Origin of the sequence: Micromonospora sp. NBC_01739 (assembly GCF_035920385.1) — a bacterium.
GTDB lineage: Bacteria > Actinomycetota > Actinomycetes > Mycobacteriales > Micromonosporaceae > Micromonospora.
Genome location: NZ_CP109151.1, coordinates 2,515,274 through 2,539,854 on the forward strand (window position 1 = coordinate 2,515,274; position 24,581 = coordinate 2,539,854).

Below are 24,581 nucleotides of genomic sequence, written 5' to 3' on the forward strand. Positions count from 1 at the left end.
GCAACCTCCCCGAGGTTGCACCGCCCCAGGGTGGCGGATCCATCACTCACCGCCACTGATCGCTACATGTCGATCAATTGATGGGATGGACCACTCTTGATCACTCAGAGCGATCTCAATCTATTCGATAGTCTTCAATGTTGTGATACAGGTCACTCTCACGCACCGCTCCCGCGTCCGTGGATGCGGTCCGTAATCGCGGATCGTGCTTTCAGCGTGGTCGTCGGGCGAGGACTAGCCGGCACCGTGGGTTGCCGTCACGGCGCTGTCCCAGGGCGGTCAGGGCGACGGTGGTGACGGTGAAGCCGGCCGCTGTCAGGTCGTCGCGCACTGCGGGCAGCGGGTTGGTCCGGTAGTACATGACGAAGGGGGGTCGCCACACGGTGTTGCGTACCCGCATGGCCAGGTCGAAGCCGAGCGCGGCCCAGTGCGCGGTCGAGGTCAGTGGCGGCGGTGCACCGATCGGGAGGGCGAAGATCCCGCCGGGCCGCAGCGCGCGGTGGACGCCCGCGAAGAGGGCCGGTCGCTCGGTGGGCAGGAAGTGCCCGAGCGCTCCGAAGCTGACGGCCAGGCTGAAGCCTCCGGTGAACGGCAGGGCACGCGCATCGGCCTGAACCCAGGTGGCGTCCGGGTGGGCGCTGCGTGCCTGGGCGAGCATGCCGGCGCTGAAGTCCACGCCGGTGATGCCGGCTCGGCACACGGACCTGAGCACCGCCATGCCCGCCCCGGTGCCGCAGCACACGTCCAGGCCCTGGTCGAAGGGGCCGAGTTCGGACAACGCGTCGGCTGTCGCGCGGAGATAGCTGTCCGGCGTACGGAAAGGCGTGTGGTCGAACTTCGGGGCCAGCAGGTCATAGCCGCGCTCGACCGAAGAGAACGCCTGGACGCAGAGTTCCCGCAGAGACGGACCGTGGGGCGAGAACACCGGCCAAGGGTACCTGCCGGAGCCCCTGCACGATGTCGGCTCGCGGTGGCGCAGAACGCGGAGGTCCTCGTTCTGCGCCATGATCCAGCGGCTGCGCCATACCGCCTGCCGGTGGCTGGTCAGGCGCGGGTGCGCTGCCGCAGCCGAGTCGAGACGACCGCGACGACCACCATGCAAACCGCGAGGGCCAGGGACGGCAGGGCGTCGGGCCGGCGCAGCAGTTCCCCCGTTCCGGTGTTACCCAGTTGGTGCAGCGTGCCCAGCAGGAGGGTCGGGGCGACGGCGATCAGCAGTCGCTGGTCGGCTGTCGCCACCCACAGGAAGGCGGCTACGGCGACGATCACCATGGCGGCGGAAATGATCTGCGAACTCATCGCGGCGGGGCGGAAGGCTTCCACCGGGATCAGATGCAGGGCGAGTATGCCGGCGATGACCAGCAGCGCGTTGGCCCGGGGCGCAGGCGGCACGTCCGCCGGTCGCCACAGGCCCGCGATGACCAGTGGCGCGGCGACAACCGGCGCCCAAACCTGCGGCAGGCCGTTGAGGAACAGGTACGGAGAGATCACGATCGGCACCACCGCCGCGGTCACCACCAGGACGGCGGCGGTACGGTCGTGGCCCGCGACGACCGCCACCAGCGCCGTGCTAGCCATGACAATCTGGATGCCCTCGTTCCGCAGGGCGTGCAGGGGGTCTGCGGATCCGCCGAACTGGAACGTCGCGACGATGTCGTTCACGCCGATGAGCACACCCAGCGCCAGCACCGCCATGGCGCCCAGGTGAAGCCCCTGCCAGAGCAGCACGGCGGTGGGCCGGGCCGCAGTGCTGCCGCCGTGCACCCGTAGGCCGCCCCGGATCAGTGCGGCCGCCTGCCGGATGCTGGGCCAGCGGCGGGTGGTCGGTTCGTCGCCGATCAACGTGTCGATCAGTTCGTCGGCACGCTCCCGGCGGTAACCGGCCGGATAGGCCCGCAGCAGCATTCGGTACCGCTTCTCCAGAACATCAGAACTCATGCTGGCCTGGTCCTCACGATAGAAGGTTGATCGGCACTTCCCAGCGGGAAGCCCCGGTGCGGCAGCCGATCCATGACCACCCGGGCGGCCCGGGCGAGCCGGTCGGCCTCCTCGGCGAGTACGCGGTAGCCCTCGTCGGTGAGCCGGTAGTAGCGACGGGCACGCCCGTTGACGATCTCTTCGCCGTCGGCGGTGATGAGTCCCTCGCCGAGCAGCCGGTCGATCACCGAGTACAGCGAACCGGCGGCGAGGGTCACCCGCTCGTCGGACAGCTCGGTCACCCGCTTGATCACGGCATGCCCGTGAAGCGGGCCACCGAGCAGAGCCGCAAGGACGAAGTACGACGGTTCCCGCAGCGCGGGACGCGAGGTCGATCGCATAACCTGAAATACAAGCAAGATGAGTATCTAGCCAAGGTGACCATCCAGCGTGGTCACCTCACCTGATCGTCCTCAGCAGACGGCGTCACGAACGGCTGAGCACCTAGCGAGCCGGCGAAGCGCTGCGCCGAGGGCTCGTGGAGCAGTCCCGCGATGCCCGGCGCGACGCGGACGAAGACACCGAACGGCACCTGGATGACCGGCCCGGACATCACCTCACCGACCCGGTCCGCGAACGTGACCATCGGATCGTCCTGCAACGCCTTCAGCGAAAGCTGTACCTGTCCACGGGTGACGTCGAAGTCGAGCACCTCGCAGGTGACCTGCTGCCCGGCGTGCACCACGTCGCCAGGGTCGAAGAAGTACTCCCAGGTCAGCTCCGGAATCCGAATGAACCCAGTGCCGGGCGAGCCGGCCGGTCCCCCTCGAGAGGCACGAAGACGCCGAAGTTGTGGATCTCGGAGATGATTCCACGCACCACTGTGCCGCGCTGTGGTCGCTCCTCAGACGCGGCAGAACTGTCCTGCCCACTCGAAGATTACGGGATGTCGGCACGCTGACCAGCGGTCCGACCGGTCAGTTTGACGAACGGAGGGGCCTCAGGGATTTCGGTCAAGGACGCTCCGTCGTGCCATGCCTGCGCAGCTCGCACCACCTGGGCGAGTACCACCGTGTCGCCTTCGATCAAGGCCAGACGCTCAGATGAACCACCGTCGCTCCACGCGGCCGGCGGACACCTTCAACGCCTCACGATGCTCGACGATGGTCGGAACGCCGGCGCCATACAACGAATTCGACGCCGTAACCGGCGGCCACCGGTTCGGCGACAGCGGGCCGGCACGCCAGCGGTGTGTCACGATTCTGCCGTGGCAATCATCGAGGTTGTAATGGGTGACATCACGCGAGAGGACGTGGACGCCATCGTCACGGCGGCCAACGAGTCCCTGCTCGGCGGTGGTGGTGTCGACGGCGCGATCCACCGCGCTGCCGGGCCCCGTCTGGCCCGAGCCGGGGGTGCGATCGGCCCCTGCGATCCGGGCGATGCGATGGCTACCCCGGCCTTCGACCTCGACCCACCGGTGCGGCACGTCATCCATGCGGTTGGGCCGATCTGGGAGGGCGGCGGCCACGGTGAGGCCGACGTCCTGGCCTCCTGTTACCGCAGGAGCCTGCAGGTCGCCGACGAACTCGGCGCCCGCAGCGTCGCCTTCCCCGCAATCGCCACCGGCGTGTACGGCTTTCCTGCCGACCAGGCCGCCCGCATCGCCGTAGCAACGATCAGATCAACAGCGACAAACGTCCAACGGGTACGACTCGTCGCGTTCGACGAGGACGCCTGCGAGCATCTGCAAGCCGCGCTGACAGCCACGGGTTGATCCGTCCGGAACTGCCACGGGCAGCGTGACCTGTGCTGTGCTGCAAAGGCTCGCGTAGCCAGCGATCTGGTGTGGGCTCAGATGCCGATTCGGATGCTCAGCTGGGTGCCGAGTTGGCGGAATCCCAGCGACCGTGCCACTCGGCGCGATGGCTCCGGGCGAGCCCGCCACTGCGGTAACAGGCGGTTCGCCAAGCCGTCCGCGGCTGCCGCGGAGGCGACGGCACGCGCCAGTCCGCGCTCGCGATGATCCGGCCTGGTGAGGACGCACAGGTGAGCCGCCATACCCGGCCAGTGCCGGTAACCTGCCGCCGCGACGACGTGGTCGCCGCGGCGCACCACGAACGCCGCAGAGGTGATGTCAGCCAACCCGCACTCGTCGGCGTCGTCCACGGGAACGGAGGCCAGGAGCCTGACAAGATCGTCATGTGCACGAGGAACCACGTCCACGGTGTCGAGCCCGACCGGCTGGAAGTCACCGTCGTCGAGGTAGGCCAGGCTCGCCGGACCCAGCACCTCGGCGACCGGCAGTACGGCGCGGAGCCGGTCCGGGTCGGTCAGTTCCTCGACGGGCACGCTGCGCAGCACCCCACGTACGGTCTCGGCCCGATTGTCTGCCGGCAGGGTGACGATCGCGGCGTCGCCCAAGGCGACGATTCCGACCCAGCCCGGCGGAGACAGCCGCGATTCAGCCGAGACGGCTACGTCGACGCCGCCGTCAGCGGGTAAGGCCATCGGAACACCGGCCAACTCACGCCACACCACCCGAGCCCGAGCGAGCAACACATCAGCGGCCACGAACGCATCCTCACGCCTGGTCCACCGCTCACGCCACCGAGTTCGCAGCTGTCAGCATCTACGATGCTCCACGATGATCCCGGGCGGGTACCTGCGTTGGCTTCCGGTCGTGGCGACTGCGGTGGCTCTCGTCATGGCCGGCCTGGTCGGTACGCGTCACCTCGTGACCTGTTACCGGAGGCGCGGTGTCCCCGCAGGGCTGGCGGTCCGGCGGGCATTGGCCACGACGGTCATGGTGGTCTGGACGCTGCCATGGCTGGTGGTGGTCCTCACCCCACTCGACGCGCCCCGAGAAGTGCGGCTGGTGCCGCTGCGCGACCTGGTGGAGATCCTCGCCGACCATCCGCTGACCGCGTTCTTCCAGATCGTCGGCAATCTGCTGGTGTTCGCGGCGGTGGGGTTCGGTCTGGGTCTGGGGTGGCAGGTCCGGCTCACACATGTGGTCATCGTGGCCGCAGGCATGTCGACCGCAGTGGAAGCACTGCAGTACGCCCTGGCACTCGGACGTGTCTCGTCGATCGACGACGTGCTGTTGAACACGACCGGTGCAGGCCTGGCCGTTCTCGCGGCGTGTCGGCTGCCCACTCCCGATCGCCTGCTGCCCGTACCGCCATCGGAGTAGGCCCCTCCCGGTCACCGGGCCGGTCACCGTACAGCGATCCGCGCGCTGGCGAGCTCACCTGATCGTCCGCGCTTGCGGTGCGGTGCTGAGTTCGTCTCGCGCTTCGATACGGAAGACGGCGCTCACTTATGGTCGAGTGCCTGCCATCCGGGCCACCGCCACCGGTCGACCTCAGGCCAGGTCGCCACGAGAGCGTACCGCGGGGCGACGATCTCGACATCCAGCAGGTAGTCGGCCCCATACTCGCCCAACTCGACTACCCGCGGTCGGCCCAACTCTCGCAGTACTCGGCGAACCTGATCAACGCCGTCGCCCTCCCACATCGACTCCTCAGCCAGCACCAGCACGTCGTGTGGAACCGAACTACCGAGCATCGGGTGCCACCAGCCGTTCTGCACCCCCCATCGCTGCTGCAGTGACGTCCGCCAGGCCGATGACTCCTCGCGCGTGAGCACGCGCCGATACGGGACCGGGTCGGTGCGGAATTCGGGCTGCGCCGCCCAATGCTGCACCTTCGCAGCGAACAGCCGGCGCTCATCGGTCACGGCCTGTGCTTCGACCTCGTCGTAGGGCGGCTCAGTGAGCGGGAAGTCCCCACCGTCGGCAGCCGCCAGCATCATGCTGACCAGTACGTCGACGGCGGGAACCCGATCCGGGTCAATTCGCTCAACCGCCATGAGCATGGCTTCCACGACGTTGTAGCGGGGGAAGATCCGCTTCGCTTCGGTGGTGTAGTGGTACCCATCAGCGCGGCGGCCCCCGTCGGGCAGCCGACCGTACTCGCTCTGAAGTTCCTCGTATCGCGTCATCAGATACCGGCGTGACGCCCAGTGCAAGTTCGTGGGATCCACCCATACATTCTCTCCGGTCACTCCACGTCGCCGACCCTGCCAGCCTTGCTGCGTCGTGGTGCATTGCGATTCGTACGCGATCAACTCGTGTGGTGTCGATGGCCCGCGATGCTGGTCGGCGTGGAGGAGGTCGCGGTCGTCGTCGCCCAAGGCCAGGCACTCGGACACGAGGAATATCTCGACGACCTACTCACCGACTACGGCACCGAGGTCGACCGGGGCGTCCCCTGATGCCGCCGGCAATGCGCGGTTTCCGACGACGCGGCAGTCGGTGCGTGTGTGACGAGTGGTGTGGTCTTCGAGGCGTCGGTCAGCGGGACTTCTTCGTTGCTCGTTTGCGGGGCGGGGTCAACAGGTCGGCGACTGTGGCGATGGCGGACGGCACGAGACGGTAGTACGCCCAGACGCCGCGCTTGTCACGCTCGAGCAGGCCGGCCTCGGTGAGGATCCGCAGGTGATGACTGACGGTCGGCTGGGAGAGCCCGAGAGGCTCGGTGAGGTCACTGACCGAGGCCTCTCCCTCTGGAGCCGACTGGATCAGGCTGAGCAGTCGCAGCCGGGCCGGGTCGGCGAACGCCTTCAGCACCCCCGCGAGGCGTTCGGCATCGGCACGGTCGATCGGCTCGCCGGCGAGGGGCGAGATGGCAGGCGGCGTAGTCTTCACAGTTCCCACGTCTCGCATCGTTGCAGCAAACCCCCCAATCAGCTGATGAACGAGGGCAGGATCACCCGGAGGTCGCGAGGCGGTTGTGCCACCGAAACGGGTCGTCCTCCAGCGCGGAGCGGTCCCAGTGTCCCCGGTCCGCTGCTGCCTTGTAGGTGGTGTGGAGGAACTCGGCGACCGCACGGTCCGGATCCGGTGCGGCGCGGGCGACCTCGTACGGCAGCAGGAACTGCTTGAACTCCGTACTGAAGTACGCGCCGTCGGGACCGATCGGCTGCTCGGAGAACCCGTCGGGTTCGGGATAGGCGTAGGAGTAGAAGGCACCTTCCTCGCCGCCTCCGGGCCAGAATCCGCAGCTGGATAGCTCGCGGGAGTACCCCTCGGCCATGACCCAGTCCGCGCAGTTGGGCATGCCCCCGGGATGCGGCGGGGCCGACCGGCCGGAAAAGCGGGTGCAGGCGAGGTCCATCCCGCCCCAGAAGAAGTGCACCGGGCTGACCTTGCCCACGAAGTAGGACCGGAATTCGCCGATCACTCGGTTCGCCTGGAGCAGTTGTCGCCAGAACAGGGTGACCGCCTCGCCGTCGTAGGAGGCGTGCTCGCAGTCCTCGGCGAAGGGGATCGCCGGGTCGACCTCGTTGGGGCGCGGCCGGATCGGCGCCTCGATCCCGAGCTGATCGAGCAGGTCCAGGAGCTGGGCGTAGAACTCGGCGACCGGCATCGGCCGAAGCGGGAGGCTCCGCGCGTCGCCGCTGCTGGTCCGCACGTCGAGCTGGTGACCGAGGAAATCGAACTCGATCTCGAAGGCACCCGTGCGGTACGGGATGGTCGAGGTCGTCAGCCCGCGCGGGCTGACGTAAAGGGTGACCTGCCACCAGTGGTTGAGCATCGGAGCGTGTGCCATGCGGATCTTGCCCACGATCTGGGTCCACATGTGCAGGGTGTCGCGGGTGTCGGTCCAGTCCGAGACCCGCAGGCTCGGCCAGCTCGTCGGTGCCGGGCTTGTCATCGCTACTCACATCCTTGGCGCTGTAACGCGAGGGTGGCTGGTCGTCGTAATCGTGCCCTGCGGGCCGGCACCTACATAGCACCGTCGATTCACTGACCGGCCGTGTTGCTCCTTCCAGGCCAGACCCCGGGTAGCGGGACTGCAGCCCGGCGCGTCATGCTCGTCCGGTGATCGTCATCGACGCAGCCTCACCGACGCCGCCGTACGAGCAGCTCCGGGCCCAGCTCGCCCGGCAGATCCAGGACCGCTCGCTGGCCGTCGGCACGAAACTGCCGACGATCCGCAGGCTCGCGGCCGATCTGGGCCTGGCCGCGAACACGGTCGCTCGGGCGTACCGGGAACTGGAGGAGGCCGGGTTGATCGAGACCCACGGGCGGGCCGGCTCGTTCGTCTCGGCCGCCGGCGAACAGGCCCTCGACCGGGCCCGCAGCGCCGCCCGCGACTACGCGGCGGTCATCACCAGTGTCGGTATCGACCCCGCCGAGGCCGTCCGGATCGTCGAGGCGGCACTGGGCGTGGGACCGTCTCGTTCCTCGTCACCCCACTAGTTCTTCAGCAGCGAAACCCTCGGTCTCCCGCAGAGCCAGCCCCACTCAGCGGCAGGAGATCACGGGCTTGCATTGCCACAGGTACCTTGTTGTGACAAGGTACCCACATGCAGACCGATCCGAAGCTCGTGGCGTTGCGGCGCGGCCTGCTCGAGCCACTCGTACTAGCTACCGTCGAGTCCCAGCAGCGGTACGCGGCGGAGATCCTCGCCGCGCTACAGGAGGCGGACTTCCCAGCCCAGGAGGGCACGCTCTATCCGCTGCTGAGCAAGCTCCGGCGAGACGGACTCGTACACCACGAGTGGCGTGAGTCGCCGACGGGACCACCCCGGAAGTACTTCTCCCTCACCGACGCCGGCAGAACCCAGCTCACCGCATTCCGGGAGTACTGGAACGAGCTGACCCGCGCGATCAACACCATTGGACGGTGACCCCATGAGCGATCCGGTATCCATCCGCCTCACCGGGCATGCAATGGCCTTTCCCGCCACCGCCGGAGCACGCGACACCCTGCGGCAGTACCTCGATGATGCGCGGCACGCGCTGCGCTCCGACCCGGACGCCGACGAGATCGTCCGAGATCTCGAGTCCGCGATCGGCGACCGGTTGAGCACCCTCGCGGAATCAGGCGACAACCCGGTGACCGGTACGCAGATGGCCGCGATCCTGGCCGACCTCGGGCCGGTCAGCCCGGTACGCCCCGCCCCGCCTCCCGCCGAGGGAGGATCACGCGGGCGGTTCTGGTGCCGGATCCACGAGGGCAAATGGTTCGGCGGTATCTGCGTCGGCGTCGCGGCGTACGGCGAATTCCGCGTCGACTGGGTACGAACGGTCGTGCTGCTGCTGAGCATGGTCACCGGTGGTCTACTCGCCGTGGTGTACCTGGTCCTGCTGCTCGTGCTCCCCGTCGTCCCCACGGTCGCCGACTACGAACGCCAACGGGATACGCCCCGCAATGACGTGCGGCTACGCCGATGAGTCGATGGCGACGGTCGCGACTGGTGAGTCGTAGAGGTCTGGTCGGCGTCAGTCATCCTGCCCACTTCAACCGACATCTCTCACCATGGGCCGCCCTATTCGCCTGGCACCCTACCGGGGGTGGGATGGCGTCAGTGCGAGAACGGCTCCAGGCAGCCGAATTCGGCCGCCGAGCCGGTGACCTCGACCATGACTCGGTCAGGCCGTACGTCCCCGATCACACAGCCCACGGTTCCGAACCGAACCGCGTACACCGCTCCCGGTGGTGGGGTTTCCTGCCCGATCGGCGGTCGCATGGCGGTGACCTCGATCGCGTCTGCCGGGAGACCCAGATCCAGCAGCGCCTGCTGGGTGGACGTCGGCGCGAAGTCCCCGGCGGCGCGTAGCGCCTCAAGCGAAGGTCGGATCCGCGCGGCGAGGTCCCGCCCGGCGCGCTCATCCGCAGCGGACAGTTCATGGCGCTGCTTCCAGCCGTTGTTGTCGGCATGGTTCGGAGGTGCGTCTGGCTGCCGACCGGTCGGCTCCGCCACCGCTGCGGGCGACGACGACACTGCCGGCGACGACGCATCCGTGGGCATTGCCTGCCCGTCGCCGTCCCGGGTGCCCGGGGCCGCGCAGCCGAGCGCCAGCACGGCGAGCGCGACGGCAGCCGCCGACCAGGTGACCATTCCTGCCCGCATACCCGACCCCCGCCGTGTTCCGGTATCGAGAAAATCTGATGGTACGAGGTGCGGTCGCTCTCCCGATGTCACCTGTCACGCTGCGGTCCAGGATCGCCCCACGGTGGGCGGCCATTCCGTTCTTGCTCAGCGATCGCCGATCATTCCGGTCAGGAGGGTCAGGATGTCGTCGGCGTCGGTGTGCCACTTGTCGGCGGTGAGCTGGCCGCTGGCCTCCATCCCGATTATCCCGTGCACGCTGGTGAGTAGCAGCGCCCCGTAGCGATGGGCCTGGTCCTCACCGACCAGATCGCTCAGGACGGCCACGAACGGGCCTTGGCTTCGCGATGCCGCGCGCAGCACCTCGTCACTGGCGGGCGCCTGGTGCATCAGTCGATACAGATGTGGCTGCTCGCGGCCGACGGCAAGGAGCCCGGTGAGCATTTTCCGTAGCTTCTCCTCCGCCGGAGTCAAAGGATCGGCGGCCCATTCCACGGCCCGATCCGCCAACCGATCCCATGCCTCCGCCGCGACCGCGGTCAACAGGTCGCCCTTGTCGGCGAAGTGGCGGTAGGGCGCTCCGCGACTCACGCCGGCCCGCGCACCCACTGCCCGCAGCGTCACCGCCTCCGGTCCACCCTCGTCCAGCAAGCCGGCGGCCGCGTCGAGCAGGGAACGACGGGTGGCGGCAGCGGACTCCACGCGACTGATCACCACTCCATGCTATCTAGTTGACAACGTCAACCCATCGGTTGACATTGTCAGCTCAGCCACCCACACTTCATTCAGGTGACAGCGTCAACAGAACGCGTCTCGGTGGTGGAGGATCTCATGGACGTATTTCTCACAGGCGGCTCCGGCTCCGCCGGCGGTGTGATCATCCGCAGGCTCGTGGCCGACGGGCACACCGTGCACGCGCTCGCGAGGTCGGCCCCGGCAGAGAAAGCGGTCGCGGCCGCAGGCGCTCGGCCGGTACGCGGTGACCTGACGGAAGCCCTCCGGAGCGGCGCCGAGGCGCCGGCGTGGCTGAACACCCTCGACGAGGTCGACGCGGTGGTCCACGCGGCGGCCTTCATGGAGTTCTGGGGGCCCGACGAACTGTTCGTCGAGCGCAACCTGCTGCCCGCCCGCGCCCTGTACCGGGCCGCGGTAGCCGCAGGGGTGAAACGCTTCGTCCTGCTCTCGGCCGCCAGCGTCTCCACCGGCACCAGACACCTGAACATCGTTAACGAAACCTCCGACACCGGCCGGGCGAACATCGCTTACAGCCGAGTAAAGCTGCGCACCGAGCAGGAACTTCTCGCGCTCCCCCACGCAGAGACCACGCTGGTGATCCTCCGACCGCCCTTCCTCTGGGGCCACGGCACGGCCGGCAACCTGCAAGGATTCGTCGACTCTGTCGAGGCCGGCCGGTTCGCCTGGATCGACGGCGGGCAGCACACGGTCGACTTCTGCCATTTCGACAACCTTGCCCACGCCGTCGCCTTGGCCATGACACGGGGAAACCACGGCCTCGTCTGCTATGTCACCGACGGCAACCCCCGGCCGGCCCGCACCTTCTTCACCCCGCTGCTTGCCACCCGGGGCCACGACGTGAGCAGCAGCCGCAGCTACCCCCGGGCGATCGCCTCGGCCATCGCCACGATCATGGAGACCGTCGCCAAGGCCCGCCGCAGTGCCACGCCGCCACCGCTCACCCAATGGATCGTCACCTTCATGGGCCGCGACCGCGTCTACGACATCACGCGCGCCCGGACCCACCTGGAGTACCAGCCGACGATCACCGTCGACGAAGGTCTTCGCCGGATGGCGGCCCTTGAACGATAGCGGGATCGTGATGCCCGCGGAGCTGGGCGGCCGACCGGCGCTGCCTGATATTCAGGCAACGCGTGGGACTGATCGGGCATCAGGGGGTCGCGGTGTCGGACCGGTGCGATGAACACCTGCCACCGGCCCCGCCACGACCACCACCCGCCCGGACACGCCCTCTCCCGCACCACCGGGACCCGCACCACCTAGACGGTCAGGCTCACGTCGCCGCACCACCAGGGACGACCAGCCCACCACCCGCCTCCCGACGGTGCTCCCCTCCCCTGCCCCACCGACCCCGTCCTCGGACACCACGCCACGGCAGGCATGCCCAAAGGCATCCCCGGTGCGGGGCCGGCCCCGGGATCTCGGACGCGTCCGCAGCAACGCACGGCCACGCGAACCGGGCACGGACGGGCCCGTGTGGGTTCAGGGCAGTGGGCCGGCGGCCTCCCGCAGGAGATCGAACATGAGCCGGGCGGGTGGCTTCAACACCCCCTTGTTCGAGTAGTCCACCTCGCGGAACAGCAGTTGTCGTTGGCCGGTGCTGATCTCCCGGTCGAGCATCCGCCGCAGCGACCGCTCGACCCGAGCCGTGAGATCGTCTGCCGGCCGGTCGACCAGCAGCGCAAGCGCACGATGCAGAGCGGCATCGGCGTCTTCAAGGTATAGGTAGTCTGAACCGGCCGGTAGGCGCTGCCTGGTCAGGTCGATGCCGTAGCGGAAGTCCACACCGACCAGGTCGACCCCGGAGAAGTCGTTGCCGTGGAACTTGTTGGACTCTCGCAGGGCAAGCGCGCGATATCCCGGCGGCTCCGCCCGTCCCTGCTTGGCAAGGAACGCCAAGTTGCTCGTAAACCGCTCGGCGGAGCCGGGCGGTGGGGCGCCCCAGAAGGTCGTCGACTGAATCCGCCCTGTAAACACGCATTCAACAAGCTCCAGGTAATCCGCCGTCAAATCGCGGATCTCCGCGTTCCGGAAGGTGCAGCCGATAAACCGCGAATATCCGGCCGTGCCGGTGAGCACCGCGCCGTCGAAGGAGCACTCGACGTACTGCGACAGCTCCATGCCGGAGCCCAGCGCCACATACTGAAACCAGAGCCCGTCGAAGCGGCACCGCACGAAGCGGGCACCAACACCGACCAATCCAGTTAATCCATCGGCGGAATAGTCGACTCCGATGACCTCCTCGTGCTCAATGATCAACCGGTTGCCCTGCTCACCTGCCACGATTCATCCATGCCACTTCATCGGTACGTCGCCGGGGCACGGCGCGGCCGGTCTCGCGTAGGCGCTCGTCGGTCAAGACTCCACCTCGGTTTCGTCCGTGTCAGGGCCGTCGGGGCGTCGCGGTGTGGGTCGCAGGCGTATTCGGGTTATGGCCTGGCCTGTCACCTCGACCACCTCGGCGGTCAGGCCCGGCAGCTCGACCACTTCGCCGGGCGCCTTGGGAATGTGACCGAGGTGTGCCAGGACAAGTCCCGCCACCGTCGTGTAGTCGCCGGACTCGAGGGTGTCCTCATCCAGGTCGACACCCACGTCCGGTAGGTCGTGCAGCGGGAAACCACCCGTCAACAGCAGCGCCCCGTCCACCTCCCGTACGACCGCCTGCACATCCCGGTCGGTTTCGTCGTAGATCTCCCCGACGATCTCCTCGACCAGGTCCTCCATCGTCACGATGCCGTCGATGGCACCACGCTCGTCCACCACGAGGGCGAACTGCTGCCGCTGCGACCGCATCTCCCGAATCGCCTCGGTGACCCGCAACGTCTCCGGCAGATACAGCGGCGCGCTGACGTGCTCGGCGACCGAGCCCTCCTGGTCGAGCAGGTCACGCATGTGCACCACGCCGAGGGTCTCGTCCAGGCCGGCGCGGCCCACGACCGGCGCGCGGGTCTGCCCCGACCGGCCCAACTCCCGCAACGCCTGCCGCGCGGTCAGTGACTCGGACAGGGTGACGACCTCGCGGCGCGGGACGAGGATCTCCCGCAGGATCCGCTCGGCCACCTCGAACGCCCCAGAGATGATCATGCGGTGTTCCGGGGTGAGGTTACGCTGCGAGGCCACGATGTCCCGCAGTTCCTCGGTGGTGACCTCCTGACGGCGGGCCCGTGGGTCCCCGCCGGTCAACCGCACCACCGCATCGCTGGCCTTGCTCAACAGCCACACCGCCGGACGGGAGAACGCCGACAACGCGTCCAACGGACGGGCGACAAACAGAGCCCACCCCTCCGCCCGCTGCATCGCGATCCGCTTAGGCGCCAGCTCACCCAGCACCAGGGTGACGAAGGTCAGCACGATGGTGACCAGCACGATCGCTACCGGCTCCGCCGCCGATCCCAGGAACCCCAGCGGCCCCACCAGCGGCGCCGCCAGTGACACCGCCGCAGCCGCCGAGGCCAGAAACCCGGCCAGGGTGATGCCGATCTGAATGGTGGCCAGAAATCGGTTGGGATCCCGCGCCAGCCTCGCCAACACCCGCCCCGCCCGGGAGGTGCGCTCCAGACGCTGCAGCTGGCTCTCCCGCAGCGACACCAACGCCATCTCGCTACCCGCGAACACCGCGTTCACCAAGACCAACACCAACACCAACACGACCCGTACGCCATAGCCATCCACGGCCCGTTCGACGCCTCCTTGACCGACACCGTCCGGAGCCTCGACCGCGGCGGCGGGTCGATACACGGTGCCGACTCCCCCATGTTGCGGGTTCAGCGGGCAGGCTTGCGCCCGTTCTCCCTACGCCACTGCCTCCGGATTGCTATGTCACGGAGAGGACACCTGGCAAACCGTCCTAGGACAATAGGTCATGACGTGGGGCGACTTCCCTCGGCAGGGAGAGCAATATGCTTCGCCGGCTCGATAAGGCTGCCCAGCTCGCGCAGCAGCTCCACGCCTAGAGGGGGCAGCCGAAAGCCGCTTCGGCCCCGCGTGGACATCGGCCGGACGGCCGCATCGCCGGCGCTACCCTAAGCTGCCGTCCAGGCAAGAATTCCCCCTGGCGGAGGCGCTCACCGCTCTCCGCTGCCGAATGCGCCGGCCTTGATGCCTTCAATAAATCCGATCCACTGACCGGCGCTGAACATGAGCACCGATCCCTGCTGGTCTTTGCTGTCGCGGACCTGCGCAGCGTGGTCTGCGTACCGGGCCTCAACGCATGCGCCGTTGCCGCCGCTGCGACTGCTGGTTCGCCACTGGTTGTCGAGCGCCTTCATGGCGTCCCCTCGTCCCGAATCCCCTTGATCATCGCGGTCGAGGCCGTAGGCGACAGGGCTGCTGCTCGAAGACTGCCGAACACCCGCGCACACCTGTCAACGTCCTCACCTTCAGCGTAGAGGTCGCCGGTCAAGCCCTCGATGTACACCACCGCTGGCCCCTCGTCGAAACTGAGGATGTGGAGGCTCGACACCATTGAGGCGTAAGCCCCCTCTCGGAAGGGGTCGACCTGGATGCTCACATTCCATCGCTTCTGCGCGTCGAGCAGCGCCGAGAGTTGATCTCGCATCACGTCGGGTCCACCGATCTGCCGACGCAGCACCGCCTCATCGATCACCGCAACCAGACGCAGCTTCTCCTCGGTGAGCAGCTTCTGCCTTTCCAAGCTCGACCACCCCGACCTTGCCTGGCTCGCCGCCGACCGGGCCGTCGCCGCCGACGACGATCCCACCCGTACCGCCGCCGCGACCATCGCGGTCGCCCAGGCGCTGCGTGCTCTCGGCCATCACCATCTGGCGCTCACCGCCGCCCTGGCAGCGGCGGACCCCGCAGACGACGACACCGTACGCGGCACTCTCCACCTCCAGGCCGGACTGGCCGCCGCCGAACACGGCGACCGTCGCAACGCCCACGATCTGCTCGACCATGCCGCCGCCCTCGCCGATCGTCACACCGGCGACACCGACCCGCACCACACCGGCTTCGGGGCGGCTGCCGTCCAGACGGCCAGATCCCTGGCCGCCCACCGCCTCGGCGACACCGCCGAGGCGATCCTGCGCCACGAACACGTCATCCGCAGCGACGGCTGGCGACGCCTGCCGCCCGAGCACCGGGCCGCCCACCTGGTCGACGCCACCCGCGCCTACCTCGATACCGGCCGACCCAGTCGGGCCGGGCGTGCGCTGCTCGACGCCGACCGCACCGCGCCCGCCGAGGTCCGCAGCCGCCCGGTCGGTCGTACCCTGCTCACCGAGATCATTCGGGGCGGACCGGCGGCAGCGGACGTGGCCCGACTGGCCACGGTCGTCGGCCTGACCCGCTGATCCGACGCGTCAAGCCTCGGGGTGTCCGGTCAGCGAGGGTGTCGGGAGCGGGCCACGGCCAGCCCACCGAGGGCCAGGCTGGTCAGCCCCACCACCAGGGCTACGACGCCCCCGACAATTCCGTAGCCGGTGCCGGGCCCGCCCTCGGCGGCGGCCACCACGTATCCACCGAGGATCACGCCGATCAGCCCTGCCGCCAGGGCGATGGTGGCCCCGGTACGGCCGGTGCCGGTGCCGATGGGACTGCGGGGGCGGGCCAGGGTCAGCCCACCGACGACGACACCGGCCAGCGCCGCCAGTGCTCCCACGAGGCCCACGAGCCGCCCGGTGGTCAGGCCGTACGCATCGAGTGCGGCCCCTGGTCCGTCGGCGGCTGCCGGTCCGCCGAGCCCGGTCCCGCCCAGCAGTACGACAAGGGCGATGCCTCCGACCAGGACGGCAGCACCGACCGTCAGCACCCGTCGGATTCCTGAAGACTTCATTTCTTCTCCCCTCTTCGCCGACCCTGATGGCGATGATCGTCGCGTCGGTGCCCCGGTGATCGCCTCCGGCGGCGGACGGCAGCGTCTACACAGTCGGGCGTAGCCGAGCCCGGTGTCGCCACGCCTGTCGTCGTAGGCGGTCGCGCACCTGGACGGAGCGTTGTCGATGCCTCGGAGCGGTAGGTTCACGGAATGGAACACCGAGCCGGGTCGTGGCCCCTGCGCGTGGTGACGTACGACGTGGTGCTCGCGCTCTTCGTCACCGTGATGCAGGTGCAGGGCACGGTCGCCAAGGTCGCCGTCGAGGGCGCCCTGCGGCCGCTCACCGACGTCGGGAACCTCGGGTACGCGCTGCTGGTGGTCAGTGGCCTGGTCCTGGTCGTCCGCCGCCGGTGGCCGGTCGCGGTGTTCGTGACCGCCGCGCTCGCCAGCTTGGTGTACTACGGTCTCGACTTCCCGGACGCGCCCGGTTGGCTGGGGTTGTTCGTCGCCCTGTACACCCTCGCCGCCTACGGTGACGGGCGTCGGTCACTGGTGATCGCTGGTGTGGGTATCACGGTGCTCGCCGTGGGGTGGTTGGTCGCGGCGGCGGACATCGAGCCGCGGGCGGCCATCGGTTGGGTGTTCTTCCGCATCGGCGCGTCGGTGATGAGCGCGGCCCTCGGCGAATCCGTCCGGTCTCGACGGGTCATCGCCGCCGACGCCCAGCGGCGTGCGGAACTGGCCGAACGCAGCCGTGAGGAGGCAGCGCGGGCGCGGGTCGACGCCGAACGGCTCCGGATCGCCCGGGAGGTGCACGACACCGTCGCGCACGCCATCGCCATCATCAACGTCCAGTCCGGGGTCACCGCGCACGTGTTGGACAAGAGACCGGAGCAGGCCCGGGAGGCGTTGCGGGCCATCGAGCTGACCAGTGCCCGGGCACTGCGGGAGATGCGGACCATTCTCGGTGTACTGCGTGATGACCACGACGGTCGCGTGCCGCAGGCCGGTCTGGAGCAGGTCGACGAGCTTGCGGCCAAGGCGCGTGCGGCCGGACTCGACGTCACGCTCGAGGCGGCCTCGCCCGCCTCGTCGTTGCCGACCGCGGTGGGCAGCGCCGCCTACCGCATCATTCAGGAGGCGCTCACCAATGTGGTCCGTCACGTCGGCCCGACCCGGGTGACGGTCGTGTTGAACCCCGGGGTCGACGTCTTGGAGATCCGAGTCACCGACGAGGGCCGCCGCACCCCATCCCCCGCCGGCAACGGTATGGACACGTCGGCCGAGCCCGGTCGGGGAATCGTGGGCATGCGTGAGCGTTGTCAGCTGCTCGGCGGGGAGCTCGACGCCGAGCCGACGCCGCGCGGAGGTTTCGAGGTCCGGGCCCGGCTGCCCCTGGCACCGGAGGGGTCACGCCGGTGAACACGGCAGCCGGGCAGGCGCAGATCAGGGTGCTGCTCGCCGACGACGAGAAGCTGGTGCGAGCCGGGTTCAAGCTGTTGCTCGACCTGGAGGACGACATCACCGTGGTCGGTGAAGCAACAAACGGTGCCGAAGCGTTGGAGGGTGCTCGCAGCGCCCGACCGGACGTCCTCGTGATGGACATCCGGATGCCGAAGCTGGACGGCATCCAGGCCACGGCCCAGATCACCCGGATGCGCGGGCTGGAGCGGGTGCGGATCCTCATTCTCACCACCTACGACACCGACGCCAACGTCTTCGACGCGCTGCAGGCCGGGGCCAGCGGCTTTCTGCTCAAGGACGCCGGACCGGCCGAGCTCCTGCATGCCATCCGGGTCATCGCCGCAGGGGAGGCGCTGCTCGCGCCACGGATCACCCGACGCCTCATCGGCCAGTTCACGGCACGACGAACGGCGGCCGACTCGGGTCGGGCGCGGCTCGCGGTGCTCACCGACCGGGAGCGGGAGGTGCTGGCGCTGGTGGGGCGAGGTCTGAACAACGACGAGATCGGCGGCGAGTTGTTCCTCAGCCCGGCGACCGCGCGCACCCATGTCAGCCGTGCGATGGCGAAGCTGGGTGCCCGTGACCGGGCGCAGCTGGTTGTCATCGCCTATCAGACCGGGCTGGTCAGCCCCGACATGTGACCGCGTATCAGCGGCCGGGCGTGGATCGGAGGGTGCGGTGAGCTGGGTCGCCAACGTGATGCTGTCGGTAGGTCTGGAGGACCGCCTCAACGCGGAGGCGTTCAGCGACTGGCTCGACAACGAATGCCCCTGTCGTGAGCCAGGCATGGGGCAGGGCGGCTGTGGCAGCCTGCGCCTCATCACCGGTATGGACAAACAGTGGGGCGGACACAAGAACCCCGAATGTCAGGTGTTCGCCGGCGCGCTGAACCACGCCGACCTCACTGCTGTTGTGGAGCATTTCGGTTCCGTAGCCTGGCGCAACCCCAATGCCGTGCAGCTGTTCGTGATGGACCAGGAGGAGTTCTACTTCCGCGTCTGGATGATTCGCGAGGGCGTTCTGCGCCAGTACGCCCCTTCGTCGCCGAACGAGGAGGACGACGAGTTCTGGCCCTCCCTAGCGTAGATCCCGAGAACAGCCGCTTCGGCAGCGTAGGCGCAGCAGAGCGTTCTCGAGCCGTGCGGATCCACCTCTGGTGATCGGTGTTTGCGTGGTGGGGAGGCGTACCGTGAAGCGGGCTCCCCGGCCCGGATGGCCCTCGGCCTCGATTCCGCCGTGGTGGCTGGTGACGACCTCCTGGAGCAGGGCCAGTCCCAGGCCGAAGCGGCGGTCTCCGGAGCCCGGGCCGCGGTGGAAGCGGTCGAAGATCCGTCGGGCGTCCGCCTGGTCGAACCCTTCCCCGGTGTCGGCGATCACGATCTCGGCGCAGTTCTCGGCGGCCCGCAGGGTCACGTCGATGCGGCCTCCGGCGGGGGTGTGGGCCAGGGCGTTGGCCAGCAGTTCGCTGACGACCCGACGCAGGGCCGACTCGACACCGGGCACCGGCAGTGGGCCGTCGGGGGTGTCCAGGGTGAGGGTGACCTGGCGTTCGGCGGCGCGTTCGGTCTCGGCGGCGACCGTGGTGGCGACCAGCGAGGTGAGATCGACCGGCGGATCTGGTGCCCGGTTGGTGGGAGCGGCGGCCAGCCGGGCGGAGAGCAGCAGGTCGTCGACGATCTCGCCGAGTCGCCGGGTGGTGCCGATGAGTCGTTCCAGATCCTCCAGGTTGGTGGCGGCGCCGTCGTAGCGGGCCCGTTGGGCGATCAACTGGGCTCGGGTGTGCACCTGGGCGATCGGGGTTCGCAGTTCGTGGCTGGCGTCCGCGACGAAGCGGCGTTGGCGGGTCAGGGCCTCCGCCAGTGGTGCGACGGCTCGACGGCCGACGAGCACACCGGTCAGCACGGCGGCGAGCAGCCCGACCGTGGCCGCCAGGCTGAAGGCGAGCAGCAGGTGCCAGCGGTCGGACAGTTGGAACCGGGCGTCGAAGACCGCCTGGACCACTGTGTCGCCTCGGGCCTCGGTGCGTACGTGGTAGGTCGTGTCGTTGCGCGTGACCGTGGTGACCTCGGTGGTGCGGGTGGCCGCCACGGTTTTCAGCGCGCCGCTGAGGGGGAAGCCCGGGGGCGGCGGGTTGGTGCCGGTGCGCACGGTGGTGCCGTCGTACTGGAAGATCCAACTACAGGCGGGTGGGCCGGCGATCGTGCCGTGTTCCGTGCCCCACTCAAGCTCACGTTGGATCTGCGCCTCCTGGCTACGGACCAGGACGGCGTACGAGATGCCGCCGGCCAGCAGCAGCAGGGCACCGATGACCAGGCCGATGAGCAGGCCGATGCGTAATCGGGCCCGTCGGACGATCGTCTGTTCGGCCGCCTCCATCACAGGGTTCCCAGGCGGTAGCCGAAGCCGTGCACGGTGCGGACCACCGCCCGGCCGAGTTTGCGTCGGAGGTAGTAGATGTAGGTGTCCACGATCGACGCCGAGGCGGTCTCGGCGAAGACCCGGCGGCGTAGCGTGGCCCGTGGATGTACGGTGTTCGGCCGGGCCGCCAGTACCCGCAGCAGCTCGAACTCGCGGGCGGACAACGCCACCCGGGTACGGTCGGCCAGTACGACCTCGCGCGACACCAGGTCGAGTAGCCCGGCGCCGATGCGGAGCACCTCGGTCGACTCGGGGGTACGCCGACACAGGGCCCGGACCCGGGCGCTCAGTTCGTCGAGGTCGAAGGGTTTGACCAGGTAGTCGTCGGCGCCCGCGTCCAGTCCGGTGATCCGGTCGTCGACCGTGCCGAGCGCGGTGAGCATCAGGGTCCGGGCCGGGATCGCCCGGGCCCGTAGCCGGGCGATCAGGTCGAGACCGTCGAGGGCGGGCAGCATCCGGTCGATGAGCATCACGTCGTAGGTACGGGTCAGCCCGAGATGCAGCCCGCGCTGGCCGTCGGAGGCCCGGTCGACGTGGTGGCCTTCGTGGCCCAGTGTCTCGGTGAGTAACTCCGCGAGTTCCTCGTCGTCCTCGACCAGCAGCAGCCGGTTCGACTCTATGCCCTGCATTCGTTCACGATTGCATAGATCTACGTCGATGCAGTGAACGATACTTGTCTTATCAACTATTTGAATTTATCAGGGCAGGCGTACGTGCGGTACCGGGTCGTCGCGCCTCCCGGCGTTCGATCCAGCTCAGGGTCGGGGTCGTCATCAGGGTGGTGACCAGCGCGACTAGGACCAGCACGGTGAACAGGGCCGGGTTCACGATGCCCGCCTCCAGCCCGACGTTCAGCGCAATGAGCTGCATCAGGCCGCGGGCGTTCATCAGCGCGCCGACCCGCAGCGCGACACCCGAGGGCTCCCGGCGGAGCCGGGCCGCCGCCCAGCAGGCACCGAACTTGCCGACGATCGCCGCCGTCACGCAGGCCACCGTGAAGAGCAGCACCGGCAGGGAGGAGAGCAGCCCGAACTCCGTACGCAAACCGGAGTAGGTGAAGAACAGCGGCAGGAACAGGGTCGCCGCGACCGGGGTCAGGGTGTCCACCACCCTGTCGGTGTTCTCGGTGCGGGGCATCACCACGCCGACCGCGAAGGCGCCGAAGACCGCGTACAGCCCGATCTCATCGGTGTACCAGGCGACCAGGAAGAGCAGGGCGACCGTGCCGAGCAGCCGGGCCCGGTCGTTGAGGCCGCGGTGGGTCATCAGCGCGGTGGCGACCCCACGCCCGCCTAGCCAGAGCAGCAGTCCGAAGATCAGCGCTCCGCCGGCGGTGACGATCGCGGGACCGGCCCGGCCGGAGGCGAAGGCCAGCACGACGGCCAGCATGATCCAGGCGACCATGTCGTCGATCGCGCCACTGGCCAGGGAGAGGGTGCCGTGCCGGGTGCCGGCGTCCCCGCGTTCGGTGATGATCCGGGCCAGCATCGGGAAGGCGGTGATGGCCAGGGCGACCCCGACGAACGCGGCCGAGACCCCGAGGGAGGTGCCGTCGGCCCGGATCGGCACGGCGTCGGCTGTCACCAGGACCAGCAGCACCCCCAGCAGCAGCGGCGCGGTGACCCCGGCCAGTGAGATCACCCCGGCGGTGCCGGCGAGCCCGGTGACCCGGTGGGTGCTGAACGCGTACCCGGCCTGGAACATGAACAGCACCAGGCCGACCTGGCCCACGACATAGAGGATCGGCAGCAGGGGGGCCGGGAACAGGGCGTTCTGCACCTCCGGCAGGACCAGCCCGAGCAGCGACGGGCCGAGTAGTACCCCGGCCAGCATCTCGCTGACCACGGCGGGTTGGCCCGCCTTGCCGAGCAGCCAGGCGACCCCTTTGCAGAAGATCAGGATCACGGTGACCGCGATGAAGAACCGTGGCGCCAGCTCCGTTGGGGTCATCGGACCGCCTCCTCGAAGTAGGTGGTGCACAACCGCTTCCGTCGGGCGTCGACGACCATCCAGGTGCCGAACGCCAGTTGCCGGACACTGCGACCCACGTCGGCCCACCGGTCCCGCTGCCGCATGGCGGCCAGCCGAAGCCACCCCGGCCCGGGGAATCCGACCGGGGTCAGATAAGCCGGACCCCGGCTGGGCAGCGACCGGGTGTGTGCGGCCGAGGAGGCCAGGACGTGCCGGCGCAGCACCTCGCGGGTCGCGGCGCGCATCATCACCGGCGCGACACCACGGGCCGGACAGGCCCGGTTGGCGGTGACCCCGTACGGGATGAAATGCACCTCGCCGCGCTTGAGCGTCAGCCACCGGTCGGGGTCGAATCGGTCGTCGCCGGCGGCTCCGCCCCGGTGGAACGCCAGGTAGTTGAAGAGCAGTACCGTTCCGGCGGGCAGCGACACCCCGGTGGGCAGGGTGATCGGTGCCGAGGTGATCCGGTGCGCGATGCCGAAGAGCGGATGCACCCGCAGGGTCTCGTCGATCACCCGGTCCAGGGCGTCGTCATCGTCGAGTCCCCGCTGGATCTCGGGATGGGTGGCCAGGGCCAGCAGCACATGGGCCATCGCCTCGGACATCTGCACGACCGCCGTGGTGAAGAAGGCACCGTGCAGGTACCAGGCCGTTTCCTGGGCGGTGAACGGCGGCGGCAGGGTCACCGGGCAGGTGCCGGCCTGGATCCGGTCGTGCAGATACCTGGTCAGCCGGTCGCGTCGCCGCATGTGCCGCAGGCTGGTGCACTTCAGTGCACTGGCCACATCGGCGGCGTTGGCCACGATCAACGCCCGGGCGTGCGGGGGACATCTCTCGCCGAAGACGAGTTCGTAGTAGACCTCGGCCCAGACCGGCATCATCAGATCACGCAGCCGTACGTGGCTGATCCGGTCGGTCGGTAACCGGTCGAGCACCCGCCGGGTGGCGGCGGTCGCCAGGTCGTCGCAGCGCTGACGGCGTACGGCTAGCACCCGCCGGGTGGTGGCGGCCACGGTGCGGTAGCGCTCGCCCGGCTCCAGATGCTCCTGGTGCATGTGGGGTCCGGGGGCCAGCCAGTACCAGAACAGGTCCGACAACCCGGCCCCCCGGCTGCGGCCGTCCGCCGCCGGATCCGAGTACACCCGCTCGAAATGCTCCATGCCGACGGTGGGGCCCGGCACGGCAACGCCTTCGCCGCCGTTGACTGTGACGAACACCCACTCCCGCAGCCGGACCACCGTGGGGGGCAGCCAGTACGGGATCGTCCAGGCCCCACCGATCCCGGCCAGGAGAGTCAGGGCGGTCCGGGCGCTCATCGGCATGCCACCGTGGCGACCAGGTCACTGCTCAGGTCAGCTGGCCCGCTGGCACCGACCAGCGCCAGAGCCCGGTCCAGGTCGGCGTGGAGCAGGTCCAGCACGTGGCGTACCCCGGCGGCGCCGCCCACCGCCAGCCCCCAGAGCACCGGGCGGCCGATCAGTACGGCGGTCGCGCCGAGCGCCAGCGCCACCAGGATGTCGGTGCCCCGACGGATGCCGCCGTCGAGCAGCACCGGCAGCCGCCCCGCCACGGCCTCGACGACTGCGGGCAAGGCGTCCAGGGTGGCCAGGGTCCCGTCGAGTTGCCGGCCCCCGTGGTTGGAGACCAGCACACCGTCGACGCCGTGCGAGACGGCCAGGGCCGCATCCGCGGGATGCAGCACTCCCTTCAGCAGGATCGGCAGCGCGGTGACCTCGCGCAGCCAGCCGATCCGTGCCCAGTCCAGCCCGGCGTCCATCTCGATGTCGCGCACCCGGCCGCTGGCGTCGCGCATGTTCTCGCAGGTCAACCCGGGCGGCAGGTCGAGGAAACGGTGCCGCAGGTCGCGATCCCGCCGACCGAACACGGGCGAGTCGACCGTGACGACCAGGGCGGTGCAGCCGGCGGCCTCCGCCCGCCGCACCACGGCGGCGGTGAAGTCGAGGTCCGGCTGCGGGTAGAGCTGGAACCACAGCGGCCCGCCGGCGGCGGCGATCTCCTCGACCGGCCGGGTGGCCGCCATGCTGACCACCATGATCGTGCCGGCCTCGGCGGCGGCGTGTGCGGTGGCCACCTCGCCTGCGGGGTGGGCCAGCCGGTGGAAGGCGGTCGGCGCGATCAGCACCGGCATGGAGATCCGACTGCCGAGCAGCGAGATCCGCAGGTCCCGGCGGCCCACCCCGCGCAGGACGCGGGGCACCACACAGCGCCGGGCGAAGGCCGCCTCGTTGGCGCGGACCGTACGCTCCTGCTCGGCCCCACCGGCGAAGAAGTCCCAGTGCACCGGGTCCAGGCGACGCCGCGCGTCATCGGCCAACTCGGCCAGGTTCAGCGCTGCGCCCTCCAGCAGCGGCAT

Annotated in this window: 29 protein-coding genes and 1 pseudogene; 10 read left to right on the forward strand and 20 right to left on the reverse strand. The window is 69.2% G+C overall.

Features of this window, described 5'->3' with window-relative positions; genetic code table 11:
• Positions 1–211: 211 nt before the first annotated feature.
• The 4 genes and pseudogenes from OIE53_RS11090 to OIE53_RS11105 all read right to left on the reverse strand — a co-directional run.
• Positions 212–925, reverse strand: a complete 714-nt coding sequence (locus OIE53_RS11090; RefSeq protein ID WP_327026523.1) for a class I SAM-dependent methyltransferase — start codon at positions 923–925, stop codon at positions 212–214.
• Positions 926–1,044: 119 nt separating this feature from the next.
• Positions 1,045–1,938, reverse strand: a complete 894-nt coding sequence (locus OIE53_RS11095) for a hypothetical protein (RefSeq protein WP_327026524.1) — start codon at positions 1,936–1,938, stop codon at positions 1,045–1,047.
• A complete protein-coding gene (locus OIE53_RS11100) occupies positions 1,935–2,318 on the reverse strand; it encodes a PadR family transcriptional regulator (protein WP_327026525.1) in 384 nt (127 codons plus the stop codon). The genes OIE53_RS11095 and OIE53_RS11100 overlap by 4 nt, the downstream gene beginning before the upstream one ends.
• 53 nt (positions 2,319–2,371) lie before the next feature.
• A pseudogene (locus OIE53_RS11105) lies at positions 2,372–2,716 on the reverse strand (S1 RNA-binding domain-containing protein); the annotation flags it as partial.
• 468 nt (positions 2,717–3,184) lie between these two features.
• Here OIE53_RS11105 and OIE53_RS11110 point away from each other — a divergent pair.
• Positions 3,185–3,694, forward strand: a complete 510-nt coding sequence (locus OIE53_RS11110) for an O-acetyl-ADP-ribose deacetylase (RefSeq protein WP_327026526.1) — start codon at positions 3,185–3,187, stop codon at positions 3,692–3,694.
• Positions 3,695–3,771: 77 nt separating this feature from the next.
• Here OIE53_RS11110 and OIE53_RS11115 read toward each other — a convergent pair whose 3' ends face one another.
• Positions 3,772–4,491, reverse strand: coding sequence for a GNAT family N-acetyltransferase (locus tag OIE53_RS11115; RefSeq protein ID WP_327026527.1), 720 nt, complete (start codon positions 4,489–4,491; stop codon positions 3,772–3,774).
• 133 nt (positions 4,492–4,624) lie between these two features.
• On the opposite strand from OIE53_RS11115, the gene OIE53_RS11120 reads away from it, so the two are divergent.
• Positions 4,625–5,113, forward strand: coding sequence for a VanZ family protein (locus tag OIE53_RS11120; protein WP_327026528.1), 489 nt, complete (start codon positions 4,625–4,627; stop codon positions 5,111–5,113).
• Between the two features lie 122 nt (positions 5,114–5,235).
• Here the strand turns inward: OIE53_RS11120 and OIE53_RS11125 are convergent, their stop codons facing one another.
• The 3 genes from OIE53_RS11125 to OIE53_RS11135 all read right to left on the reverse strand — a co-directional run bounded on the left by OIE53_RS11125 (position 5,236) and on the right by OIE53_RS11135 (position 7,637).
• Positions 5,236–5,964, reverse strand: coding sequence for a hypothetical protein (locus OIE53_RS11125; protein WP_327026529.1), 729 nt, complete (start codon positions 5,962–5,964; stop codon positions 5,236–5,238).
• 310 nt (positions 5,965–6,274) lie between these two features.
• Positions 6,275–6,646, reverse strand: coding sequence for an ArsR/SmtB family transcription factor (locus OIE53_RS11130; RefSeq protein WP_327026530.1), 372 nt, complete (start codon positions 6,644–6,646; stop codon positions 6,275–6,277).
• 43 nt (positions 6,647–6,689) lie between these two features.
• Positions 6,690–7,637, reverse strand: a complete 948-nt coding sequence (locus OIE53_RS11135) for a DUF5996 family protein (protein WP_327026531.1) — start codon at positions 7,635–7,637, stop codon at positions 6,690–6,692.
• Positions 7,638–7,804: 167 nt separating this feature from the next.
• Between OIE53_RS11135 and OIE53_RS11140 the strand changes: the two genes are divergently transcribed.
• The 3 genes from OIE53_RS11140 to OIE53_RS11150 all read left to right on the forward strand — a co-directional run bounded on the left by OIE53_RS11140 (position 7,805) and on the right by OIE53_RS11150 (position 9,163).
• Positions 7,805–8,185 (forward strand): GntR family transcriptional regulator, encoded by a 381-nt coding sequence (locus OIE53_RS11140; RefSeq protein ID WP_327026532.1) that lies wholly within the window; start codon positions 7,805–7,807, stop codon positions 8,183–8,185.
• A gap of 107 nt (positions 8,186–8,292) precedes the next feature.
• Entirely contained in the window at positions 8,293–8,616 is a 324-nt protein-coding gene (locus OIE53_RS11145; RefSeq protein ID WP_327026533.1) for a PadR family transcriptional regulator, read from the forward strand.
• Positions 8,617–8,620: 4 nt separating this feature from the next.
• Positions 8,621–9,163: a PspC domain-containing protein gene (locus OIE53_RS11150; RefSeq protein ID WP_327026534.1), complete on the forward strand. Its 543-nt coding sequence runs from the start codon at positions 8,621–8,623 to the stop codon at positions 9,161–9,163.
• Positions 9,164–9,294: 131 nt separating this feature from the next.
• On the opposite strand, the gene OIE53_RS11155 is transcribed toward OIE53_RS11150, so the two are convergent.
• Together OIE53_RS11155 and OIE53_RS11160 are read right to left on the reverse strand one after the other, a co-directional pair.
• Positions 9,295–9,843, reverse strand: a complete 549-nt coding sequence (locus OIE53_RS11155) for a DUF6993 domain-containing protein (RefSeq protein WP_327026535.1) — start codon at positions 9,841–9,843, stop codon at positions 9,295–9,297.
• 126 nt (positions 9,844–9,969) lie between these two features.
• Positions 9,970–10,524 (reverse strand): TetR/AcrR family transcriptional regulator, encoded by a 555-nt coding sequence (locus OIE53_RS11160; RefSeq protein WP_327026536.1) that lies wholly within the window; start codon positions 10,522–10,524, stop codon positions 9,970–9,972.
• A 129-nt stretch (positions 10,525–10,653) separates the two neighbouring features.
• Here OIE53_RS11160 and OIE53_RS11165 point away from each other — a divergent pair, with 129 nt between their 5' ends.
• A complete protein-coding gene (locus tag OIE53_RS11165) occupies positions 10,654–11,649 on the forward strand; it encodes an NAD-dependent epimerase/dehydratase family protein (protein WP_327026537.1) in 996 nt (331 codons plus the stop codon).
• Between the two features lie 411 nt (positions 11,650–12,060).
• Here the strand turns inward: OIE53_RS11165 and OIE53_RS11170 are convergent, their stop codons facing one another.
• The 4 genes from OIE53_RS11170 to OIE53_RS11185 all read right to left on the reverse strand — a co-directional run bounded on the left by OIE53_RS11170 (position 12,061) and on the right by OIE53_RS11185 (position 15,232).
• Entirely contained in the window at positions 12,061–12,861 is an 801-nt protein-coding gene (locus OIE53_RS11170) for a hypothetical protein (RefSeq protein ID WP_327026538.1), read from the reverse strand.
• Positions 12,862–12,933: 72 nt separating this feature from the next.
• Positions 12,934–14,250, reverse strand: a complete 1,317-nt coding sequence (locus tag OIE53_RS11175) for a hemolysin family protein (RefSeq protein WP_327026539.1) — start codon at positions 14,248–14,250, stop codon at positions 12,934–12,936.
• A 392-nt stretch (positions 14,251–14,642) separates the two neighbouring features.
• Complete coding sequence (locus tag OIE53_RS11180) at positions 14,643–14,846, reverse strand: DUF397 domain-containing protein (protein WP_327026540.1); 204 nt, start codon at positions 14,844–14,846, stop codon at positions 14,643–14,645.
• Complete coding sequence (locus tag OIE53_RS11185; RefSeq protein ID WP_327026541.1) at positions 14,843–15,232, reverse strand: DUF5753 domain-containing protein; 390 nt, start codon at positions 15,230–15,232, stop codon at positions 14,843–14,845. Before OIE53_RS11185 ends, OIE53_RS11180 begins: the two co-directional genes overlap by 4 nt.
• Here OIE53_RS11185 and OIE53_RS11190 point away from each other — a divergent pair.
• Positions 15,210–15,890 carry a hypothetical protein gene (locus OIE53_RS11190; protein ID WP_327026542.1) on the forward strand — a complete coding sequence of 227 codons (681 nt, stop codon included), beginning with the start codon at positions 15,210–15,212 and terminating at the stop codon, positions 15,888–15,890. The two genes, OIE53_RS11185 and OIE53_RS11190, sit on opposite strands and share 23 nt — an antisense overlap.
• Before the next feature lie 29 nt (positions 15,891–15,919).
• On the opposite strand, the gene OIE53_RS11195 is transcribed toward OIE53_RS11190, so the two are convergent.
• Positions 15,920–16,372: a DUF6223 family protein gene (locus tag OIE53_RS11195; RefSeq protein ID WP_327026543.1), complete on the reverse strand. Its 453-nt coding sequence runs from the start codon at positions 16,370–16,372 to the stop codon at positions 15,920–15,922.
• A 192-nt stretch (positions 16,373–16,564) separates the two neighbouring features.
• On the opposite strand from OIE53_RS11195, the gene OIE53_RS11200 reads away from it, so the two are divergent.
• From OIE53_RS11200 to OIE53_RS11210, 3 genes are read left to right on the forward strand one after another with little or no spacing between them, the layout of a single operon-like run.
• Positions 16,565–17,776 carry a sensor histidine kinase gene (locus tag OIE53_RS11200; RefSeq protein ID WP_327026544.1) on the forward strand — a complete coding sequence of 404 codons (1,212 nt, stop codon included), beginning with the start codon at positions 16,565–16,567 and terminating at the stop codon, positions 17,774–17,776.
• Complete coding sequence (locus OIE53_RS11205; RefSeq protein ID WP_327026545.1) at positions 17,773–18,459, forward strand: response regulator transcription factor; 687 nt, start codon at positions 17,773–17,775, stop codon at positions 18,457–18,459. Before OIE53_RS11200 ends, OIE53_RS11205 begins: the two co-directional genes overlap by 4 nt.
• Positions 18,460–18,496: 37 nt before the next feature.
• Positions 18,497–18,904: a squamosa promoter-binding protein 15 gene (locus OIE53_RS11210; protein ID WP_327026546.1), complete on the forward strand. Its 408-nt coding sequence runs from the start codon at positions 18,497–18,499 to the stop codon at positions 18,902–18,904.
• Here OIE53_RS11210 and OIE53_RS11215 read toward each other — a convergent pair.
• The 5 genes from OIE53_RS11215 to OIE53_RS11235 are packed head-to-tail and all read right to left on the reverse strand — an operon-like array spanning position 18,896 to position 24,581.
• On the reverse strand, positions 18,896–20,194 hold the full coding sequence (locus OIE53_RS11215) for a sensor histidine kinase (RefSeq protein ID WP_327026547.1): 1,299 nt from the start codon (positions 20,192–20,194) through the stop codon (positions 18,896–18,898). The genes OIE53_RS11210 and OIE53_RS11215 overlap by 9 nt on opposite strands.
• Entirely contained in the window at positions 20,194–20,865 is a 672-nt protein-coding gene (locus OIE53_RS11220; protein ID WP_327026548.1) for a response regulator transcription factor, read from the reverse strand. The genes OIE53_RS11215 and OIE53_RS11220 overlap by 1 nt, the downstream gene beginning before the upstream one ends.
• A 52-nt stretch (positions 20,866–20,917) precedes the next feature.
• Positions 20,918–22,186, reverse strand: coding sequence for a cation:proton antiporter (locus tag OIE53_RS11225; protein ID WP_327026549.1), 1,269 nt, complete (start codon positions 22,184–22,186; stop codon positions 20,918–20,920).
• Positions 22,183–23,523, reverse strand: a complete 1,341-nt coding sequence (locus OIE53_RS11230) for a cytochrome P450 (protein WP_327026550.1) — start codon at positions 23,521–23,523, stop codon at positions 22,183–22,185. The genes OIE53_RS11225 and OIE53_RS11230 overlap by 4 nt, the downstream gene beginning before the upstream one ends.
• The gene (locus tag OIE53_RS11235; RefSeq protein ID WP_327026551.1) at positions 23,520–24,581 is read right to left on the reverse strand and encodes an alpha-hydroxy acid oxidase; all 1,062 of its coding nucleotides are present in this window, start codon (positions 24,579–24,581) and stop codon (positions 23,520–23,522) included. Before OIE53_RS11235 ends, OIE53_RS11230 begins: the two co-directional genes overlap by 4 nt.

Bases quoted from the DNA above. Each gene is read 5' to 3' on its own strand.
- OIE53_RS11165 (WP_327026537.1), top strand. From the start codon at position 10,654: ATGGACGTATTTCTCACAGGCGGCTCCGGCTCCGCCGGCGGTGTGATC.
- OIE53_RS11145 (WP_327026533.1), top strand. From the start codon at position 8,293: ATGCAGACCGATCCGAAGCTCGTGGCGTTGCGGCGCGGCCTGCTCGAG.
- OIE53_RS11180 (WP_327026540.1), bottom strand. From the start codon at position 14,846: ATGAAGGCGCTCGACAACCAGTGGCGAACCAGCAGTCGCAGCGGCGGC.
- OIE53_RS11100 (WP_327026525.1), bottom strand. From the start codon at position 2,318: ATGCGATCGACCTCGCGTCCCGCGCTGCGGGAACCGTCGTACTTCGTC.
- OIE53_RS11235 (WP_327026551.1), bottom strand. From the start codon at position 24,581: ATGCCGCTGCTGGAGGGCGCAGCGCTGAACCTGGCCGAGTTGGCCGAT.
- OIE53_RS11200 (WP_327026544.1), top strand. From the start codon at position 16,565: ATGGAACACCGAGCCGGGTCGTGGCCCCTGCGCGTGGTGACGTACGAC.
- OIE53_RS11225 (WP_327026549.1), bottom strand. From the start codon at position 22,186: ATGACCCCAACGGAGCTGGCGCCACGGTTCTTCATCGCGGTCACCGTG.
- OIE53_RS11155 (WP_327026535.1), bottom strand. From the start codon at position 9,843: ATGCGGGCAGGAATGGTCACCTGGTCGGCGGCTGCCGTCGCGCTCGCC.
- OIE53_RS11135 (WP_327026531.1), bottom strand. From the start codon at position 7,637: ATGACAAGCCCGGCACCGACGAGCTGGCCGAGCCTGCGGGTCTCGGAC.
- OIE53_RS11215 (WP_327026547.1), bottom strand. From the start codon at position 20,194: ATGGAGGCGGCCGAACAGACGATCGTCCGACGGGCCCGATTACGCATC.
- OIE53_RS11130 (WP_327026530.1), bottom strand. From the start codon at position 6,646: ATGCGAGACGTGGGAACTGTGAAGACTACGCCGCCTGCCATCTCGCCC.
- OIE53_RS11120 (WP_327026528.1), top strand. From the start codon at position 4,625: ATGGCCGGCCTGGTCGGTACGCGTCACCTCGTGACCTGTTACCGGAGG.
- OIE53_RS11095 (WP_327026524.1), bottom strand. From the start codon at position 1,938: ATGAGTTCTGATGTTCTGGAGAAGCGGTACCGAATGCTGCTGCGGGCC.
- OIE53_RS11150 (WP_327026534.1), top strand. From the start codon at position 8,621: ATGAGCGATCCGGTATCCATCCGCCTCACCGGGCATGCAATGGCCTTT.
- OIE53_RS11220 (WP_327026548.1), bottom strand. From the start codon at position 20,865: ATGCAGGGCATAGAGTCGAACCGGCTGCTGCTGGTCGAGGACGACGAG.
- OIE53_RS11230 (WP_327026550.1), bottom strand. From the start codon at position 23,523: ATGAGCGCCCGGACCGCCCTGACTCTCCTGGCCGGGATCGGTGGGGCC.
- OIE53_RS11195 (WP_327026543.1), bottom strand. From the start codon at position 16,372: ATGAAGTCTTCAGGAATCCGACGGGTGCTGACGGTCGGTGCTGCCGTC.